Here is an 18,284-nt window from a genome sequence, read left to right as displayed (position 1 = left end):
ATGACCGACCCTCTGCCCCGCCTGTTTGCGTCCGACGCCGATGTGATCCGCATCGGCGAAGGGCTGCTCGACCGCAGCCTGCCGCGCCCCGACTGGACGCACGAAGCGCATCTCGCCGCGTGCCTGTACCTGTTGCGGGAACGGTCGGAAATCGATGTCGATGCGCAAATCGCGGCGATCATCTCGGGGTATAATGTCGCGGCGGGCGGGGTGAACGACGATGCCCAAGGCTATCACGACACGATCACGCGGGTGTTCGTGCATGGCGTGCGGCTGCACCTCGCGGGGGATGAGCCGGGCGGGCTGGCCGAATCGGTCAACGCCCTGCTGGTCTCGCCGATCGGCAGGCGCGGCTGGCCGCTGCTCTTCTACAGCCGCACGCTCTTGCTGTCGACGACGGCGCGGCGCGATTTCGTGGCGCCAGACCTCGCTCCGTTGCCGCGCCTGTGATAGGAACGCAGTCGAACCAAAAGGAGCCTGACGATGGGAATGCTTGACGGACTGCTCGCGCAACTGGGCCCCAATTTCGACATTGCCAATATGGCCACCAAAGTCGGGCTGAGTCCCGAACAGGCCGAAATGGCAGTCAAGGCTCTGGGAATGGCGCATCCCGAGCCGGGTGACACGGTCGCGACTGCGGCTGCCAACACCGGCATTTCGACCGATATCCTCCAGCAGATCGTCGGCCATATCGGCGGCGAAGGCTCGCTGGGGAATTTCGCCTCGATGCTTGCAGGCGGTGCGCAGGGTGGCGCGGGCGGCATGCTTGGCCAAGTCACCGGCATGCTCGACCGCGACGGCGACGGCAATCCGCTCAACGATCTCGCCGGGCTTGCCGGCGGGTTGTTCGGCGGCAAGAAGTAAACGCCGGTCGAACGGTAACGGGTTTTGCCTCGGCTCTTCCCGTTTGCCCTGAGCCTGTCGAAGGGCCGTTCTTCTTCTGCGCTCTCGCCGAAGAAGAAGGACAGTGCTTCGACAAGCTCAGCACGAACGGATTAAGGGTCGGGTTCTTCAACCGCGAGAGGGCGGGGTCAGCAGCGCGCTGGCCCCGCCCTTTACGTCTCAGTGCGTCAATTCTTCGGGCGTGGTGCCGCCGTGCGCGGCGAGGCGTGACATCACCTGCTCGTGCAGCCAGATGTTCATCTCCGCGCTGCCGTCCTTTTCGCCAGTGTAGCCGAGTTCTTCGGCCAGTTCCTTGCGATTGGCGAGCGACGGGTCGAGGCCAATCAGCTTCATCAGATCGACGATCGAGGTCTGCCAGTTGAGCTCTGACCCCGTTGTCGATGCGATCTGGCCGAGCAGCGATTCGATTTCGGCGCGCGTCATCGGCGTTTCAGCCGGGGCGGGGGCGGGGGCGGCTTCAGCCGCTGCGGGGGCGGCTGCGGCGGCGGGCGTGGGGGCAGGGGCAGGGGCGGCTTCGGCCTTTTTGCCCCAGATTGCATTCTTGATCGCGCCGAAAATGCTCATTGTCGTGTCTCCTCTTTCAGGTCGAAACGCTAAACCACCGACAGGCTAGCAACGTTGCATGACAGTTCGGCGCGTCACACGCCGGGCGGCAAGGACTCGACGATCAGCACGCCATCGCGCACCGCGACGACCCGCATCCGCACGCCCACGTCCGCTGTGCTGCCCGATGCGCGCCACTCGCCATCGCCGACCCGCACGCGGCCCTCGCCGCCGTCGAGCGCCGCGACGACGGTGACAATCTCACCGACCAGCCGCGCCGAGCGATCGTTGAGCATCGCGTCGCTCGTCGCGACCGGGAACTGGGTATACCAGCGTCGCCCGATCGCGACGGCCACCGCGCTCCACGCGGTGAAAGACACAAGCTGGACGAGGAAGGGAATGTCAGGCAGCGCGAGCATCGTCACGCCGGTGACGAGCGCGCCCGCCGCCAGAAAGATCAGGAAAATGCCCGGGCTCGCCAGCTCGCCGATGACGAGCGCGACCGCGAGCATGATCCAGACCAGCCCGGCGCTGCCCAGGATTTCGCTCGAGCTCATCGCCGCCTCACTGCTCGCTCGGCTCAAACGGACCCTTCACGCGCGGCGGCGTGGGCGGCTTGGGCGCGGCGGCGCCCGGATCGCCGAACGCTTCCTTCGCCAGTGCACCGATGCCGCCGAGCGTGCCGATCAAATTGGTCGCCTCGACCGGGAACAGGATCGTCTTGGCATTGGGTGACGTCGCGAATTTACCGACGGCTTCGACATATTTCTGGGCGATGAAGTAATTGATCGCCTGTGCGCTGCCCTGTTCGATCGCGTCGGAGACGAGCTGCGTCGCCTTGGCTTCGGCCTCGGCAGCGCGTTCGCGGGCTTCGGAGTCGCGAAACGCCGATTCCTTGCGGCCTTCGGCTTCGAGGATGCGGGCCTGCTTCTGCCCTTCGGCGCGGAGGATTTCCGAAGCGCGCGTGCCTTCGGCTTCGAGAATGTTGGCGCGCTTCTCGCGCTCGGCCTTCATCTGGCGCGCCATTGCGTTGACGATGTCGACTGGCGGTCGGATGTCCTTGATCTCGACGCGGGTGATCTTGACGCCCCAGGGATTGGTCGCGTGGTCGACCACGCTCAGCAGCCGCGCGTTGATCTCGTCGCGCTTCGACAGCAGCTCGTCGAGGTCCATCGAGCCCATCACCGTGCGCAAATTGGTGGTCGCGAGCTGCATGATCGCGACGAACAGGTCGGACACTTCATAGGCGGCCTTGGCAGCATCGAGCACCTGGAAGAACACCACCCCGTCGACCGCGACCATCGCATTGTCCTTGGTGATGATTTCCTGCTGCGGCACGTCGAGCACTTGCTCCATCATGTTGATGCGCCGCCCGACCTGATAGAAAAACGCCGGGTAGAAATTCAGCCCCGGTCGCGCAACCGTGGTGAAGCGACCGAAATGTTCGATCGTATATTCAAAACCTTGCCGCACCATCTTCAGGCTGGCGAAGAGGAACATGATCACCAGCACCAAAATGCCGACCACGACACCGAAAATCACGCCCATGCTCAACTTCCCTAACAGCGCGCTGATGTGGCGCAGCGGTGCTTTAGCATATTACCACGCAGCCCACAGCGAAATGCGGCGGCCCTAGCGCTGCGGCGCCCGCTTGGTTACATGGGCCGCCACGAATCCTTTGCGACGCAGGAACTGGCACCCCATGGACATCCGCCTCGGCCTCACTTTCGACGACGTGCTGCTGTATCCGGCGGAGAGCGACATCGTGCCGTCGATGGCCGATCCGCGCACGCGACTGACCAAGGGGATTGCGCTCAACATCCCGATGCTGTCGGCGGCGATGGATACGGTGACCGAGGCCGATATGGCGATCGTGATGGCGCAATTGGGCGGCATCGGCGTGCTTCATCGCAATCTGACGATCGAGGAACAGGTTGCCGCCGTGCGCCAGGTCAAGCGGTTCGAAAGCGGCATGGTCGTGAACCCGATCACGATTGGCCCCGATGCGACGCTTGCCGAAGCGCAAGGACTGATGGCGCGCCACCGGATCAGCGGCATTCCCGTGGTCGAGGCGAGCGGCAAGCTGGTTGGCATCCTGACAAACCGCGACGTGCGCTTTGCCGAAAATCCGCAGCAGCCGGTCGCCGAGCTGATGACGCACGAAAATCTGGCCACGGTGCGATCGGGCGTCAGCCAGGAGGAAGCGCGGCGACTGCTCCACGCGCGGCGGATCGAGAAATTGCTGGTGGTCGACGACGGCTATCGCTGCGTCGGACTGATCACGGTCAAGGATATCGAAAAGGCCGTTACCTACCCCAACGCCACCAAGGATGGCGCGGGGCGGCTGCGTGTCGCGGCGGCGACGACGGTCGGCGAATCGGGCTTTGCCCGCACCGAAGCGCTGGTCGAGGCCGAAGTCGATCTGATCGTGATCGACACGGCGCACGGCCACAACCGCGATGTCGCGCGCGCTGTGGAGCGGGTGAAGGCGCTGTCCAATTCGGTGCAGGTGGTTGCCGGCAATGTCGCCACCGCCGCCGCCACCCGCGCGCTGATCGATGCCGGCGCCGACGGCGTGAAGGTCGGGATTGGGCCGGGATCGATCTGCACCACGCGCGTGGTGGCAGGCGTCGGCGTGCCGCAGTTGACGGCGGTGATGGACTGCGCCGAGGAAGCCGCGAAATCGGGCGTGCCGGTGATCGCCGATGGCGGCATCCGCACGTCGGGCGATGTCGCCAAGGCGCTCGCGGCGGGCGCCTCCGCCGTGATGATCGGCTCGCTGCTGGCGGGGACCGAAGAAGCGCCGGGCGAAACCTTTTTGTATCAAGGGCGTGCGTATAAATCCTATCGCGGCATGGGATCAGTGGGCGCAATGGCCAAGGGATCGGCCGATCGCTATTTCCAGCAGGACATCAAGGACCAGATGAAGCTGGTACCAGAGGGCATTGAGGGCCAAGTGCCGTTCAAGGGGCCGGCCAAGGACGTGATCCACCAGCTCGTCGGCGGCGTGCGTGCGGCGATGGGCTATACCGGCGCGCGGACGATCGAGGAATTGCAGGCGCGCGCCCAATTCGTTCGGATTACCGGCGCGGGGCTGAAGGAAAGCCACGTCCACGACGTGACGATCACGCGCGAAGCACCCAATTACCCGACGCGATAACACTAAAGACTTCGACTGGCATTTTACGCGTCGTTCAGATTTGCGAACTATGCTTGCGGCATGGCGAACGTCAGCTTCCTCAAGGTCATCTTGCCGATCAGCATCGGCTTTGGGCTGAATTCGATGTCGCGTGGTATCGCGCTCCACGGCGACCTTGCCAAGCTTCAGGGCGACAACGCGGGGGCACTGAGCGGCCACTTGGCGGCCTTGCTTATTCTCGTCGCCGCGGCCGTCTGCTTCATCTATGCGGGTCGGAATATCTACCTCGGATGGCGTGGACGGGGCGATGCGCCGCCGCCGGAACAACCAATCGAGCGCGTGGTCGATCCGGTCGATCATGGCCCGAGCGAAGAAGCGTTCGATGCCGACGCCATCATGGCCCGCTATCTCGCGAAGCGCGGCGGCGGCGCTCCCGAAGCGTCGTCCGTCGCCCCGCAACCTGCTCCGGCGCTCGCGCCGCGGCCTGCTTTCGGGCGCAAGCGCAGCTGATCCGCCGCTCCGGCGGGAGCGAATGACTTTGCCATGACGGGCTGGTTGCGCCTAAGCGCGAAGGCATGACTCCATCCGCCCGTGTCCAGGCCGCGATCGACCTGCTCGACGCCGTAATCGATGCCGCCCGCGAAGGTGGCGCCGCTGCCGATACCTTGATCGCCCGCTATTTCGCGACGCGCCGCTATGCCGGGGCGAAGGATCGCCGCGCGGTGCGCGAGCTGGTCTATGCCGCGATCCGGCGCGCTGGCGAGCGTCCCGTGAGTGGCCGCGCGGCCATGCTGGGGGTCGCCGCCGACGATCCTGAAGTTGCCGCATGCTTCGACGGATCGCCGCACGGCCCGGCGCCGGTTGGCGAAGGTGAGGTCGCGGCGCCAGCAGGCGTCGCACCCGACTGGTTGCTCGTGCTGCTGGCGGCATCGGGCATTGGTGCGGAAGAATTACCCGCGCTGGTCGATCGCGCGCCGCTTGATGTGCGGATCAACCGCGCGTCGGGTGCGGTGGTTGAGATCGAGGGCGCCGAGCCGGTCCCTGGCCTGCCCGACGCGCTGCGGCTCCCCTCGGGTACCAACGTCGAGCGGCACCCCGCTTATGAGCAGGGCGTGATCGAGATTCAGGATGCGGGCAGCCAGATCGTCACGCTCGCCGCCGCCGCCGAACCCGGACAGCGGATCGTCGATCTGTGTGCGGGCGCGGGGGGCAAGTCGCTCGCGCTCGCCGCGACGATGGGGGGCGAGGGGGCGTTGCTCGCGACCGACACCGATCGCGCGCGGTTGTCGCGGCTCGCCCCGCGTGCCGAACGCGCGCGTGCCGCCATTATCGAAACGCGGCTGCTCAATCCGGGACGCGAGATTGAAGCGCTCGCGGACTGGACCGCGAGCGCTGACACAGTGCTGATCGATGCGCCCTGCTCCGGCACGGGCACGTGGCGGCGCAATCCCGAGGCGCGCTGGCGGCTGACGCCCGAGCGAATCGCGCGGCTGGCCGAAACGCAGCGGCATGTGCTGACCGTCGGCGCGGCGCTTTTGAAGCCGGGTGGGGCGCTGGTCTATATCGTCTGTTCGCTGCTCGACGAGGAAGGCGTGGGGCAGGTCGTGACCTTCCTCGACGCCAACCCGGGCTGGCGGGCTGAGCCACTGACGCTGCCCGCCGGTCGTGCGCACGGACTTGGCGTGCGACTGACGCCACAGCATGACTCGACGGATGGCTTTTTTGTCGCGAGACTGGTGGCGCCATGCTAGCGTCACTGCCTCGCCCGTTGGAGATGTTCATGCGTTATTCGTCGCTTGCCGCCGCTGCGGCCCTGGTTCTGGTCACGGTGTCGACGTCGCTGCACGGCCAGCGCCCCGATGATCAGATCGATCCGCGATCGATGCAACTGGTTGTGAGCGCCAAGGCAGCCGCCGCAGCGGGCAATCTCGACGGCGCGACCGACACGCTCGAGACCGCGCTTGCGGTCGATCCGCGCAACCGCGCCGCGTTCGTGGCGCTGGGCGATGTGTCGCAGGCGCGCGGGCTGTCGGGCAAGGCGATCCGCTATTACCGCGAGGCGCTCGAACTCGATCCGAACGACATCGCCGCGCTGAAGGGGCAGGGCGAGGCGCTGGTAACCAAGGGTGCGATTGAGCGCGCGCGGCAGAATCTGTCGAAGATCAAGCGCTTGTGCACCAAGGGGTGTGCCGAAGCGACGCAGCTCGCTGCCTCGATCGCACGCGGTGCCACGGTGCCTGTGGTCGCGTCACAGACAGCCAAGTCGACCAAGGAATAATCAGCCGAGCGCGCGCGCGAGCGCGACGAATTCGGCGACGCTGACGGTTTCAGCGCGGCGCGTCGGCTCGATCCCGAGCGCTTCCATCGCTTCGGCGGCACCCGGCACGGCCTTCAGGCTCTGCCGCAGCATCTTGCGGCGCTGACCAAAGGCCGCACCCGTCAGCCGTTCGAGCGTTGCCAGCTTGACGCTCTCGGGGCTGTCGAGCGGGGTCAGATGCACCACCGCCGACATGATCTTGGGCGGCGGGGTGAAGGCCGATCGGTGGACCGGCATCGCGATTTTGGCGGTCGTGCGCCACTGCGACAGCACCGACAGTCGCCCATAATGCTCGCTGTCGACCGCAGCGACGATGCGGTCGGCGACTTCGCGCTGGAACATCAGGGTCAGCGATTGCCACCACGGCCGCCAAGGTGCCGACAGCCAGCCGACCAGCAGCGGCGTGCCGATGTTGTACGGCAGGTTGGCGACGATATGCGGCGCGCCCGTGAACAGGGCAGGCGCATCGACGGCCAAGGCGTCGGCTTCGATCACCTTGAGCTGGCCAGGGAAATACTCGCTCAGTTCCGCCAGCGCGGGCAGGCAGCGGTGGTCGCGCTCGACCGCCGTTACGCGCCCACCCGCCTGAAGCAGTGCGCGCGTAAGGCCGCCGGGGCCGGGGCCAACCTCGAACACTTCGGCACCGTCGAGATCGCCGGGAATGCGCGCGATGCGCGACAATAGCTGGCCGTCGAGCAGGAAATTTTGGCCGAGCGCCTTGCTGGCGGTCAGTCCGTGCCGCGCGATGACTTCGCGCAGCGGTGGCAGGCTGGTCACATCGGGTTCGCCAGTCGCCGCGCGGCTGACTCCGCCGCGAGCTGGATCGCGGCGATCATCGCACCGGGCCGCGCGAGGCCTTTGCCCGCGATGTCGAACGCCGTGCCGTGATCGGGCGAGGTGCGCACGATCGGCAGCCCGAGCGTGACATTCACCCCGTCATCGAAATGGAGCAGCTTGAGCGGGATCAGCGCCTGATCATGATAGCAGCACATCGCCACATCGTAGCGCGTGCGCGCCGAATCATGGAACATCGCGTCCGCCGGGATCGGCCCGGTGCAGTCGATACCTTCTTCGCGCAGCAGCTCGATCGCGGGCATCAGCACATCGATTTCCTCGCGCCCGATCGAACCGCTCTCGCCCGCGTGCGGGTTGAGGCCGGCGAAGGCGAGGCGCGGCGCGTCGATCCCGAAATTGCGGGTCAGCCCGCGCGCGGTCGCGCGACCGCGCGCCACGACAAGATCGATCGTCAGCGCGGCGGGAACCGCCGACAGCGGGATATGTGTCGTCATGGGCACCACCCGTAGCGTCGGCCCCGCGAGCATCATCACGGCATTTTCGCGCGCAATGCCGCAGCGTTCGGCGACGAATTCGGTCTGACCCGGATCGATGAAGCCGATGCCGTAAAGCTGCACCTTCGATACCGGCCCGGTGACAAGCGCCCCCGCCGTGCCCGACCGCGCAAGGCCAACCGCGAGTTCGAGCGCGCTCAGCGAACAGCGCGCGCCATCGGTATCGGGCACGCCGGGCGTGATCTCGCCCGCGTCCTGAATATAGAGTACGGGCAGCGCCCGGTCGAACAGCGCGGCGGCCTCGTTGGGGTCACCGATCCGTTCGACCGGCCCCTGCCAGACGCTTTCGATTGCACGCGGATCACCGACCGCGAAGAACGGCGGCAGCTTTTCGGCAAGCCGCGCGTCCCATGCCTTGGCGATGATTTCCGGGCCGATACCGGCGGGGTCGCCCATCGAGACAGCGATCGGTGCGATCATCCTGGGCCTCCCCGATGCGCTGTCCGCCAGCAGCCGATGCTCAGCGATATTCGATGATGGCGTCGCGGCGCAGATCGCGCAGCTTGTGATCGGCGCGCAGGTTGATCGCGTGCTGTTCCATCTGGTTGCGTACCGCTTCCATACCCGGCAAGTCGCCGGCCTGCGCATCGGTACGACCGCAGACCACGAGCGTGCGCACGCCATCGGTCGGCGAGCCGAAAGGCGGTGTCGCTTCGCCGACGCTCAGGCCCGAAATCATATCCTGCAGCTGGGGCGGCAAATCGCGGATCTTGACCGCGTCATTGTCGACGACTTCGGCTTGCAACGTGGCGGCGACCTTTTGCACTTCGCCGCAGCCACGGATCGTCTTGATCGCGCTGGCGAAGGTCGACACGCGCTGCGACGCTTCGGCTTCGGTGATGCCCTTGGGAAAGGCGATGCTGACCTGGCGCAGGCTGAGCACCGCGTCGCGCGCGTCCGCTGTCAGCACTTTGCGCTTGTCGACCAGATACAGGATCGAAAAGCCGCCCGGGACTTCGATCGGTCCGGCAAGCTGATTGACGTTCATTTCGACCGACGCCTGCGCGAGCGATTCGGGGAGTTGGTCGGCTTTGACCCAGCCGAGATCGCCGCCAACCGCGCGCGTGGTGGCTTCCGAGCGCGCCAAGGCAATGTCCTCGAAGCTGCGCTTGCCCTTCTGGATTTCGTCCATCAGCGCGCGCGTTTCGGCGAACACCTGCGATTGCTGCTCGGGGTTGGCGCGGAGGTAGATTTCCTTGACGTGGAATTCGGTCTGGCCCTTTTGCGCTTCGAGCCGCTTCAGGATGCTCTTCACTTCGGCATCGCCGACGTTGATCGTCGCGCCGATCCGGCGTCGCAGATAGCGGTTCCACGCAAGTTCAGCTTCGACCTGACGGCGCAGGCTGCGCTCCGACGATCCCGATGCGCGCAGGAAACTGCGGAATTCGGGGACGCTCTTGTTGAAGTTCTTGGCGATCAGCGCGATCCGCTGGTCGATTTCATCGGCCGCCACCTTGATGTCACCGGCCTTGGCTTCCTGCAGCTCGAGCGTTTCGTCGATCAGCGAGCTGAGCACCTGCAGCCGCAGCGTCGCGAGCTCCTGCTCGTTGAGCTTGAGCGTGTTGGCCGCGAGGATCAGGTTGACGCGGTGGTCGACATCGGTGCCCGTGATCACCGTATCGTTGACGATCGCGGTCGCCTTGCGGACATTGGGGTCGCGCTTGCCGAAAATCTGCAAATTCTTCGGAATGTTCAGCCCGGTGTCGGGCACCGATTGGTCCTGCACGGTCTGCGCGAGCGCGGCAGTCGCGAGGCCAGTCCCGGCTGCGACCAGCAGCGCGACGCGCATCGGGCGCGATTTAACGAATGATTTCATCGACGTGGTCCAACTCTCATCTGTGCAAACGATCCTGCGCACCCCTTTGGCGGATCCCTGTTGATCGCCTGCTTAACGTCCGAGGTTCTTGAATGCCAGAGTCACGAGGAAATTGTCGCCGCGACGCGCGTCGCCCGTGTCCTGGTAATTGCGCACCCACGTCAGGCCGAGCCTGAGGCAATCGTCTTCATAGCCCACGCCAATGCGGCGGCGCACCGGCGCAAAACCGTCGGTCGTCGACAGCGGATCGGCGCGCTTGGTCGTCAAGTCGATCACGGTCGAGCCAAACAGCGACCAGAAGCGCGCGAACTGGACGCGCGCGCCCGCGCGCACTTCTTCACGGTCGCGCAAATCCTCCAGCGTGGGGTCGATCTGGCGATTCAGCCGGAGATAGCCGAGCAGCAGATAGGTGCCGCGTGTGCCGACTGTCGCGTCAAGCTCGTTGCGGCGGATCGCCAACCCGCTCTTGTCGAGCCGGTATCGATGCGTGAGCGAGACGAGGTCGCGAAAGCGCAGTTCGGTTCGGCCCACAATATCCGACACATTGTCGGAAAAGCCCGTTCCTTTGGGGATGAAGGTGGGATCAGCGCTAATGCGGTAACTTTGCCCGACATTGGAGGTCAGGCTGAAGTCGGGCAGGTCGACTGCCCATTCAAGGCCGTAGACGACGCGCGTTGAACCGCCGAACCGGTCGTAGCCGGGGAAGCGGTTGAGCGCGAACAGGTTCGAATCCTCAAGATCGACCGCGCGCGAATCCTCATTGGGCACGATCAGATTGGCGATTTTGGGCGATGCGACGATCTGGACGCGCGGCGTCAGGCGCTGCGTCCCGCCCAGAAAACGCCCGACGAAGGGCCATTTGACGTCGATCGCGACCGCCGCAATCCCGCGCGTCTGAATGCCGGGATTGCCGCGATAGCTGGCAACCGTCGTCGCGATCTGGTCGGCCGAGTTGTAGAGATCACCACGCAGATAGCCGGTGATCGTCACTTCCTGGCCCCAGCCGGTCACGCGGCGCAGGTTCCAGGTTGCGCTGGTAAAGGCGCGCTGGGTGTCCTGCCCGGCGGCGCGGCCGATCGCGAGCGTGTTGGCTTGCACGTCGAGCTGTCCGCCGAGCAGATTGCGAAAGCGGCGCCGATAATCGATTTCGGGCAACGCGACCGGCTGGAGCCCCTGACGATCGCCGACGCGCAGCGTCTGCACCGCCCAGCCGCTGATCGCGAAATAGCTGTCCTGACCGATCCGCTCGATCCGCGCGGTGCTGCGCAAAATGTCGTCGCGCGAAATATCGTAGCGGCGCAGGAAGGTGCGGTCGGTTGCGACGCGAAACGAGGTGCTGACGCTCCAATTGGGGGTCAGCTGGAACCGCCCGCTGCCCTCGATATAGCCGCGGAACACATTCTGCGACGTGACCGGGTTGATGATGCCGGTTTCGGTCCGGTCGCTGACCGTGCCATAGACCGACAGCCGATAAGCGCCGCGCGTCGTGAGCGCGTTGTAATCGACCGACAGCAGCGGCAGCACGTTTGAAAAGATGCGCGGCGTGATCTTGATCCCGCGGTTGGGCGCGATCGACAGATAATAGGGTTGCGCATATTCGAACCCGTTCACGCGGGTGTAGCGGATGTCGGGGTTCAGCAGGCCGCTATGCGTATCGTCGCCGACCGGGTTCGACAGCGCGGGTAGCGGCAGCGTGGCGAAACCGAAGATGCTGATCCGCGCGCCCTTATAATAAATGCGCTGCTTGGCGGGATTATAGACCACGCTGACCGCCGTAATCTTCCACGACGGTTCCTTCGGGCAGTTCGCGGCATTGGTCACCGCGCACGGCGTGTAGGCAGCGTTGGTGAGGCTGACGATGCCGTCCTTGTCGCGGCTGCCGTGTTGGGCGGCGAGGCGCCCGCCGCGATCAAGCACAACGAGCATATTGTCGACGACGCCGTCCTTCAGCGAATCGGTCAGTTCGATCGCATCGCCGTAAGCTTGGTCGCCGCCCGGATTGGTGACGACGATATTGCCGGACGCGATGACCCTCCCGGTCTTGCGGTTCCAGCTGACCTTGTCGGCGCGGAGCCGGTCGCCTTCACGGTACATGCGCACATCGCCGTTCGCGGTGACCACGTCGGCATCCGTGTCATAGCTGAGTTCGTTGGCGCTGAACTGGACCTGATCTTCGTCCTTGGTCGGCGCGGGCTGTTCGGCCGGGGTAAGCGGCGGCGGCGGCGGTGTGGTGCGGTCCTGCAGGTCCTGCGCCCAAGCGGGTGCGCTAAGGCCGATCGCGAGCGCTAGCGCACAGGAATTCAGAACAATACGCTGCCTCACGTCGGCACGAATCCCTTTCCGGTCGCCATTGCGCCCGCCCGACTGCCCTATCGCACCGGTTCGGCGCTGCCGCAACGCCGCGCGCTTTGACAGAGCAAGCAGGCTGGCCCAAGAAACTTTCACGCCACCCCCGACTCTCTTTTTCAAACTCGCTTTGAGGTTAATGATGCAGATTGAATTTTCCGTCACTCGCGCGGCGGATGCCGCCGTCGTTGCGATACCCGTCGAAAAGGACGGGATCGACCGGGTGGCGTTTGGTGACCTTGATGCGGGCGCGCAGGCGCTGGCGCTGGCGGCTGCCCGCGCGTCGCGCTTTGATGGCGAACCCGGTGCTATCGTCGAGGCCTTTGTGGCGACGGGCACTGGGGTGCGCCAACTGCTGCTGCTGGGTGTCGGGGCAGGGAGCGAGCATGATTATGAGCGCGCGGGCGGCGCGCTGACCGCGAAGTTGCTCACATCGGGTACCACTGCCGTCACCGCCGATTTCGCGGCGCTGGCTGCAGCACCGTCAGCAAGCGCTGTGGCGCGCTTTGCCGCCGCTGCGGTCATGCGTGGCTGGCGGATCGATACTTACCGCACGCGCCTGCCCGAAAGGCAGAAGCCGACGCTCGCGCGCATCACGATTGCTGGCGCGCCCGAGGGCAGCGACGCGGCGTGGCATGCGCAGGATGCCGTCACCAAGGGGCTGGCGCTCACGCGTACGCTCGTCGCCGAGCCGCCAAACATCATGTACCCGGTCGCCTTCGTCGAGCGCGTGACCGCCGACCTTGAAGGGCTGGGGCTCGAGATTTCGGTGCTGGGCGAGGCGGAAATGACCGAGCTCGGCATGGGGTCGCTGCTCGGCGTCAGCCAGGGATCGGTGCGCGAGGGCCAGTTGCTCGTCATCAAGTGGAGCGGCAAGGGACCGGGCGATCCCGACCTCGCGCTGGTCGGCAAGGGCGTGACCTTCGACACCGGCGGCATTTCGCTCAAGCCCGGCCCCGGCATGGAAGACATGAAGTGGGACATGGGCGGCGCGGGTGCCGTGGTCGGCGCGATGAAGGCGCTCGCGCTGCGGGGGGCCAAGGCGAATGTCGTTGGCGTCTGTGGTCTGGTCGAGAATATGCCCGACGGCAATGCCCAGCGCCCCGGCGACATTGTGACGTCAATGTCGGGGCAGACGATCGAAATCCTCAACACCGATGCCGAAGGGCGGCTGGTGCTGTGCGACGCGATCACCTGGGTCCAGCGCACGCATCGGCCGAAGACAATCGTCGATCTCGCGACCTTGACCGGCGCGATGATCATTGCGCTCGGCAACGAACATGGCGGACTGTTCGCGAATGACGACAGCTTGGCCGATCAGTTGCTCGCGGCAGGCAAGGCGTCGGGCGACCTGCTGTGGCGTTTCCCGCTGTCGGACAATTACAACAAGCTGATCGACAGCCCGATCGCCGACATGAAGAATGTCGGTCCGCGCGGCGCTGGATCGATCACCGCCGCACAGTTCATCCAGCGCTTCGTCGACAAGGGCGTGCGCTGGGCGCATCTCGACATCGCCGGGATGGTTTGGGCCGACAAGCCCGGAGCGACCTTTGACAAGGGCGCGACGGGTTACGGCGTGCGCGTGCTCGACCGGTTTGTGGCGGATAACTTCGAGGGCTGAGCCTCACACGATGCAAGTCGACTTCTACCACCTGACCCGGCAGCCGCTCGAGCAAGTCCTCCCGCGGCTCGCCGAGCGGGTGGTGGCGGGGGGCGGGCGACTGCTGATCGTCAGCGGTGACGCCCCGCAGCGCGCGGCGCTCGATCGGTTGCTGTGGGATTATGCCGCCGACAGTTTCCTGCCGCACGCGCAGGCGGGGACCGGCGATGATACTGCCCAGCCGGTGTTGATTGCGCCTGAGCCGGTCGCGGGGAACGCGGCGCGCAACATCCTGATCGCCGATGCACTGTGGCGCGATGCCGCGCTTGGCTTCGACCGCGCGTTTCATTTGTTCGACGAAAGCTGCATCGACGCCGCGCGCGCGGCATGGAAGGGGCTGGCCGGGCGCGAGGGTGTCGAGCGGCGCTATTGGAAACAGGGCGCGCGCGGCTGGGAGCAGGCGGGGTAGCGGCTTGCCCCCGCTCGCTGCCCCGGCTAAAGGCGCGCCAGACTATCCCTCAATCTCCAGACACGAAGGACCGCTCCAGTCATGGCCGCGACACGCACTTTTTCGATCATCAAGCCCGATGCGACGCGTCGCAACCTGACCGGCGCCGTCACCAAGATGCTGGAGGAAGCGGGCCTGCGCGTCGTCGCGTCGAAGCGCGTCCACCTGACGCGCGAGCAGGCCGAGGGCTTTTACGCCGTCCACCGCGAGCGGCCCTTTTTCGGCGACCTCGTCAGCTTCATGATCTCGGGTCCGGTCGTGGTGCAAGTGCTCGAAGGCGAAAACGCCGTCCAGCGCAACCGCGACATCATGGGCGCGACCAACCCCGCCAATGCCGAAGCTGGCACGATCCGCAAGGAACTCGCCGAATCGATCGAAGCGAATTCGGTCCATGGTTCGGACAGCGACGAAAATGCCGTGATCGAAATCGCCTATTTCTTCAAGCCCGAAGAAATCGTCGGCTGATCGTGGATTGAATGCGGCGGCGCAATGGTCGCGGATCGTAGACTCGATCATTCGAGGCGATCCGTTCCCGCGCCCCAATGTGGTGTTGGGACCGACTCCCAATCTGCTGAAGCGGGTTGGGCTTTCGCCGGTGGACTTGGTGATGACGTGCGGCAAGATCGCGCGTTGCCGCCGCGAGCATCCCGAGGTTGAGCTCGACACGTGGCATCGCTTGCCTGAATTGCTCTGCGATCCGCTGGCGGCGGTCCCATCGATGCGGCGCGACGGGTCGCTGGTCGTGATGCTGGTGGTTAGCGACAGGTCGGGTGATCCGGTGGTCGCCGCGATCGCACCTGGCCGTGAAGGCGCGCCGAACGTTGTGCTATCGCTATATGGCAAGGCAAACGGCATTGCGTGGCTGACGAAGCAAATCGAGTATGCTCAAGCCGACAAGCTGCCATATTACGCACGGATGGACTTCGCCGCCACTATGCCGCAGCCGGGGTCTGCCGAAGCTATCCCCTCGTCACCTGGTCCAATTCCAGCAGACGGGACGGCGAAGCCAAGCCGCAATATACTGTCCATCCGTAAAGATTCAACCAAAAGCTGAGAAAGCTTCAGTTCGGGCCGACCGTGGCCCAGCGCGTGTCGATTGCCGCCTGCGTTGCGCCCTTGCGTTGGTGCAACATCAGTCCCTTGAGGCGGAGCGCGCGGCCCTCGATCAGGCGACCGTGGCTTTGCCAGACGATGTCGTAGATCGCGCGGTCGTGTACCTGCGTGTCGCCGTCCCAATAATCGGCATCGATCAGCACCGGCAGGCGACCGGTGGCGTTATCCGGCCCCTTGGCGGTCGCGTCGAGCAGCTTGGCGGCGAACCAGCGCAGGTCGATTTCGGGGGTGGCGCTGCTCGTCTGGGTGCCGACGCCAAGCGCTGCGGGGAAGCTGACGGTGATCGCCTGCACCGGATGCGCGGAGTCCTTGAGCGCCAGGCGGCGGCCACCGTCGACTTCGGTGGCGGTCAGCAGCACAGCCGTGCGCGCCTTGGCTTCGCTGGCCTTTTCGCGCTGCCGCTCGGCCTCGTCGGCGCGGCGATCAGCGTAGCTCAAATACAAGGCGAGCGCCGAGATGATAAGTCCCGCCACCGCGACGATTTCGCCGAGCGTGATCCAGCGGCGACGGATCGCCGCGGCTTCGGCCTTTTCGGCCGGGGTGTCGGTCATGCGCGGTAAGCCTCCAGCAAGCGCTTGGGCGCGATGAGTTGCCAGCTGATCGCGATCCGATCGGCCACACGGTCCCAGTCGGTGTCGTCGCGGTCGAGCCGCATCCCGATCCAGCCGCTCGGGCCGAGGTAGGGCGGCACGAAATAGAAATCGGGGTCCATCTCGACCAGCATGGCTTGTTCTTCGCGCCCACTGGTCTTCACATGGCACGCCATGATGCCGTCGTCGTGGTGGTTGTTCCAGACATAGGCGAAGAACTTGCCCTTGGTGATGAAGAAGCCCGGTGACCCGTGCGACAGCCGCTCGTCGGTTTCTGGCAGCGCAAGGCAGATGCTGCGCGCGCGGGCGAGGGCGAGGTCGGGATCAAAGCTCATCGCGCGACATAATCTGCCAGAAGTCGCGGATAAAGGCGATGCTCGGCCGCCAGCACGCGCTTCGCCAGCACATCGCTGGTGTCGCCTGCCAGGATTGGCACGACCGCGCGGCCGAGTACCTCGCCCGCATCAAGCGCTTCGGTGACGACATGGACCGAGCAGCCGGCGATCTTGTCGCCCGCGTCGATCGCGCGCGCATGGGTGTCGAGGCCCTTGTATTTGGGCAGCAGCGAGGGGTGGATATTGACGATGCGGCCCTCCCAGCGTGCGACGAAATCGGTCGAGAGAATACGCATAAAACCTGCAAGCGCGATGAACGCCACGTCGGCTTCGCGCAGGGCAGCATCGAGCGCAGCTTCGTGTGCGGCCTTGCCGATGCCCTTGGGCGACAGGCTCCAGCAGGGGATGCCTTGATCGGCGGCCCAGGCAAGTCCAGGCGCGTCGGGCTGGTCGGACGCAACAATCACGATTTCATAACGGGCGTCTGCGCTGCGCGACGCCTCCACCAGCGCCATCATGTTCGATCCGCGCCCCGACAGGAGCACGGCGACCCGCGTTCGGTCAGGCATCGAAGCGCACCGACCATTTTTCGCGGGCGCCCCAGGTTTCGACCGAGCCCGAGACGACACAGCCGCGCGAGCCGCTGACGACCAGCCCGATCGCATGGACGCTTTCGCCAGCGGCTTCGAGCTGCGCGGTCACTTCATCAAGGTCTTCTTGCGCCACGACCACGGCCATGCCGATGCCGCAGTTAAACGTGCGCGCCATTTCGCCCGGCTCGATATTCCCTTGCGCTTGCAGGAATGCCATTAGCCGGGGCTGTTCCCAGGCATCGGCACCGATCAGCGCCTGCATGTCTTTCGGCAGGCAGCGCGGGATGTTTTCGAGCAGCCCGCCGCCGGTGATATGCGCCATCGCGGCGATCTTGCCTGCCTTTACCAGCGGCAGCAGCGACTTCACATAGATGCGCGTGGGCGCCATCAGCGCATCGATCAGCCGCGTGTCGATATCGAACAGCGCTGGACGGTCGAGTTTCCACCCACGATCCGCCGCCAAGCGCCGTACCAGCGAGAAACCGTTCGAATGGACGCCCGATGAGGCAAGGCCCAGGATGACATCGCCCGCGCGCACCTTGGCACCCGTGATGACTTGGTCGCGCTCGACCGCGCCGACGCAAAAGCCCGCGAGGTCATAGTCGCCCGGCGCATACATGCCCGGCATTTCCGCCGTCTCGCCACCGATCAGCGCGCACCCGGCTTGCAGACACCCCTGCGCAATCGACGCGACGACACGCTCGGCGACACCGGGCACGAGCTTGGCGCTGGCGTAGTAATCGAGAAAGAACAAAGGCTCGGCGCCCTGAACGATCAGGTCATTGGCGCACATGGCGACCAGATCGATGCCAACGCCGTCATGGCGGTCATGCTCGATCGCGAGCTTCAATTTGGTGCCGACGCCGTCATTGGCGGCAACCAACAGTGGATCGACGAAGCCGGCGGCCTTGAGGTCGAAAAAGCCGCCGAAGCCGCCGAGTTCGGCATCCGCCCCGGGTCGCCGTGTTGCCCGTGCCAACGGACCGATTGCGCGCACCAGCGCATTGCCCGCCGCGATCGAAACGCCGGCATCGGCATAGGTATAGGCCGGGGTGTCGGCGGGCGGCGCGGAGCGATCGTCGGTCATTGTCAACAGCGCCTAGCGATATCGCGCTTGGATTTCCACGCCTGC

General features: G+C 65.5%; 21 protein-coding genes. 10 read left to right on the top strand and 11 right to left on the bottom strand.

Annotation, left to right across the window (positions count from 1 at the left end; all coding sequences use genetic code 11):
• Both K2W81_RS07385 and K2W81_RS07380 read left to right on the top strand, forming a co-directional pair.
• Positions 1-450: a hypothetical protein gene (locus K2W81_RS07385; protein ID WP_294102793.1), complete on the top strand. Its 450-nt coding sequence runs from the start codon at positions 1-3 to the stop codon at positions 448-450.
• 33 nt (positions 451-483) lie between these two features.
• Entirely contained in the window at positions 484-864 is a 381-nt protein-coding gene (locus K2W81_RS07380) for a hypothetical protein (protein WP_294102790.1), read from the top strand.
• Between the two features lie 198 nt (positions 865-1,062).
• On the opposite strand, the gene K2W81_RS07375 is transcribed toward K2W81_RS07380, so the two are convergent.
• From K2W81_RS07375 to K2W81_RS07365, 3 genes are all read right to left on the bottom strand, one after another.
• Positions 1,063-1,467: a DUF3597 domain-containing protein gene (locus tag K2W81_RS07375; RefSeq protein ID WP_294102786.1), complete on the bottom strand. Its 405-nt coding sequence runs from the start codon at positions 1,465-1,467 to the stop codon at positions 1,063-1,065.
• 74 nt (positions 1,468-1,541) lie between these two features.
• Entirely contained in the window at positions 1,542-2,003 is a 462-nt protein-coding gene (locus tag K2W81_RS07370; RefSeq protein ID WP_294102783.1) for an NfeD family protein, read from the bottom strand.
• 7 nt (positions 2,004-2,010) lie between these two features.
• Positions 2,011-2,994 (bottom strand): SPFH domain-containing protein, encoded by a 984-nt coding sequence (locus K2W81_RS07365; protein ID WP_294102780.1) that lies wholly within the window; start codon positions 2,992-2,994, stop codon positions 2,011-2,013.
• A 154-nt stretch (positions 2,995-3,148) separates the two neighbouring features.
• Between K2W81_RS07365 and guaB the strand changes: the two genes are divergently transcribed.
• The 4 genes from guaB (at position 3,149) to K2W81_RS07345 (ending at position 6,863) form a co-directional block, all read left to right on the top strand.
• Positions 3,149-4,606 carry an IMP dehydrogenase gene (gene guaB / locus K2W81_RS07360; protein WP_294102777.1) on the top strand — a complete coding sequence of 486 codons (1,458 nt, stop codon included), beginning with the start codon at positions 3,149-3,151 and terminating at the stop codon, positions 4,604-4,606.
• Between the two features lie 60 nt (positions 4,607-4,666).
• Positions 4,667-5,095, top strand: coding sequence for a hypothetical protein (locus tag K2W81_RS07355; RefSeq protein ID WP_294102775.1), 429 nt, complete (start codon positions 4,667-4,669; stop codon positions 5,093-5,095).
• Between the two features lie 65 nt (positions 5,096-5,160).
• Positions 5,161-6,336: an RsmB/NOP family class I SAM-dependent RNA methyltransferase gene (locus tag K2W81_RS07350; protein WP_294102773.1), complete on the top strand. Its 1,176-nt coding sequence runs from the start codon at positions 5,161-5,163 to the stop codon at positions 6,334-6,336.
• 29 nt (positions 6,337-6,365) lie between these two features.
• Entirely contained in the window at positions 6,366-6,863 is a 498-nt protein-coding gene (locus K2W81_RS07345; protein ID WP_294102770.1) for a tetratricopeptide repeat protein, read from the top strand.
• Here K2W81_RS07345 and rsmA read toward each other — a convergent pair whose 3' ends face one another.
• From rsmA to lptD, 4 genes are all read right to left on the bottom strand, one after another.
• Positions 6,864-7,679, bottom strand: a complete 816-nt coding sequence (gene rsmA, locus K2W81_RS07340; RefSeq protein ID WP_294102767.1) for a 16S rRNA (adenine(1518)-N(6)/adenine(1519)-N(6))-dimethyltransferase RsmA — start codon at positions 7,677-7,679, stop codon at positions 6,864-6,866.
• Positions 7,676-8,671 (bottom strand): 4-hydroxythreonine-4-phosphate dehydrogenase PdxA, encoded by a 996-nt coding sequence (gene pdxA / locus K2W81_RS07335; protein WP_294102764.1) that lies wholly within the window; start codon positions 8,669-8,671, stop codon positions 7,676-7,678. Before pdxA ends, rsmA begins: the two co-directional genes overlap by 4 nt.
• 40 nt (positions 8,672-8,711) lie before the next feature.
• The gene (locus K2W81_RS07330) at positions 8,712-10,067 is read right to left on the bottom strand and encodes a peptidylprolyl isomerase (protein WP_294102760.1); all 1,356 of its coding nucleotides are present in this window, start codon (positions 10,065-10,067) and stop codon (positions 8,712-8,714) included.
• Positions 10,068-10,139: 72 nt separating this feature from the next.
• Positions 10,140-12,389, bottom strand: a complete 2,250-nt coding sequence (gene lptD / locus K2W81_RS07325; RefSeq protein ID WP_294102756.1) for an LPS assembly protein LptD — start codon at positions 12,387-12,389, stop codon at positions 10,140-10,142.
• A gap of 166 nt (positions 12,390-12,555) precedes the next feature.
• Between lptD and K2W81_RS07320 the strand changes: the two genes are divergently transcribed.
• From K2W81_RS07320 to K2W81_RS07305, 4 genes are all read left to right on the top strand, one after another.
• On the top strand, positions 12,556-14,034 hold the full coding sequence (locus tag K2W81_RS07320) for a leucyl aminopeptidase (protein ID WP_294102754.1): 1,479 nt from the start codon (positions 12,556-12,558) through the stop codon (positions 14,032-14,034).
• Between the two features lie 10 nt (positions 14,035-14,044).
• Positions 14,045-14,482 (top strand): DNA polymerase III subunit chi, encoded by a 438-nt coding sequence (locus K2W81_RS07315; RefSeq protein WP_294102752.1) that lies wholly within the window; start codon positions 14,045-14,047, stop codon positions 14,480-14,482.
• A gap of 81 nt (positions 14,483-14,563) precedes the next feature.
• Positions 14,564-14,986, top strand: coding sequence for a nucleoside-diphosphate kinase (ndk, locus tag K2W81_RS07310; RefSeq protein ID WP_294102751.1), 423 nt, complete (start codon positions 14,564-14,566; stop codon positions 14,984-14,986).
• Positions 14,987-14,993: 7 nt separating this feature from the next.
• Positions 14,994-15,575 (top strand): hypothetical protein, encoded by a 582-nt coding sequence (locus K2W81_RS07305; protein ID WP_294102749.1) that lies wholly within the window; start codon positions 14,994-14,996, stop codon positions 15,573-15,575.
• A gap of 7 nt (positions 15,576-15,582) precedes the next feature.
• Here K2W81_RS07305 and K2W81_RS07300 read toward each other — a convergent pair whose 3' ends face one another.
• From K2W81_RS07300 to purM, 4 genes are read right to left on the bottom strand one after another with little or no spacing between them, the layout of a single operon-like run.
• Positions 15,583-16,185 (bottom strand): hypothetical protein, encoded by a 603-nt coding sequence (locus K2W81_RS07300; RefSeq protein ID WP_294102747.1) that lies wholly within the window; start codon positions 16,183-16,185, stop codon positions 15,583-15,585.
• Entirely contained in the window at positions 16,182-16,559 is a 378-nt protein-coding gene (locus tag K2W81_RS07295; RefSeq protein ID WP_294102745.1) for an MmcQ/YjbR family DNA-binding protein, read from the bottom strand. The genes K2W81_RS07300 and K2W81_RS07295 overlap by 4 nt, the downstream gene beginning before the upstream one ends.
• Positions 16,556-17,128: a phosphoribosylglycinamide formyltransferase gene (gene purN / locus K2W81_RS07290; RefSeq protein WP_294102743.1), complete on the bottom strand. Its 573-nt coding sequence runs from the start codon at positions 17,126-17,128 to the stop codon at positions 16,556-16,558. Before purN ends, K2W81_RS07295 begins: the two co-directional genes overlap by 4 nt.
• On the bottom strand, positions 17,121-18,239 hold the full coding sequence (gene purM / locus K2W81_RS07285; protein ID WP_294102741.1) for a phosphoribosylformylglycinamidine cyclo-ligase: 1,119 nt from the start codon (positions 18,237-18,239) through the stop codon (positions 17,121-17,123). The genes purN and purM overlap by 8 nt, the downstream gene beginning before the upstream one ends.
• Between the last annotated feature and the right edge of the window lie 45 nt (positions 18,240-18,284).

It is taken from the genome of Sphingomonas sp., from assembly GCF_019749955.1.
Taxonomy (GTDB): domain Bacteria; phylum Pseudomonadota; class Alphaproteobacteria; order Sphingomonadales; family Sphingomonadaceae; genus Sphingomonas.
The sequence above is the reverse complement of the archived record's forward strand: the minus strand, read 5'-3'. Positions and strand labels throughout refer to the sequence as shown.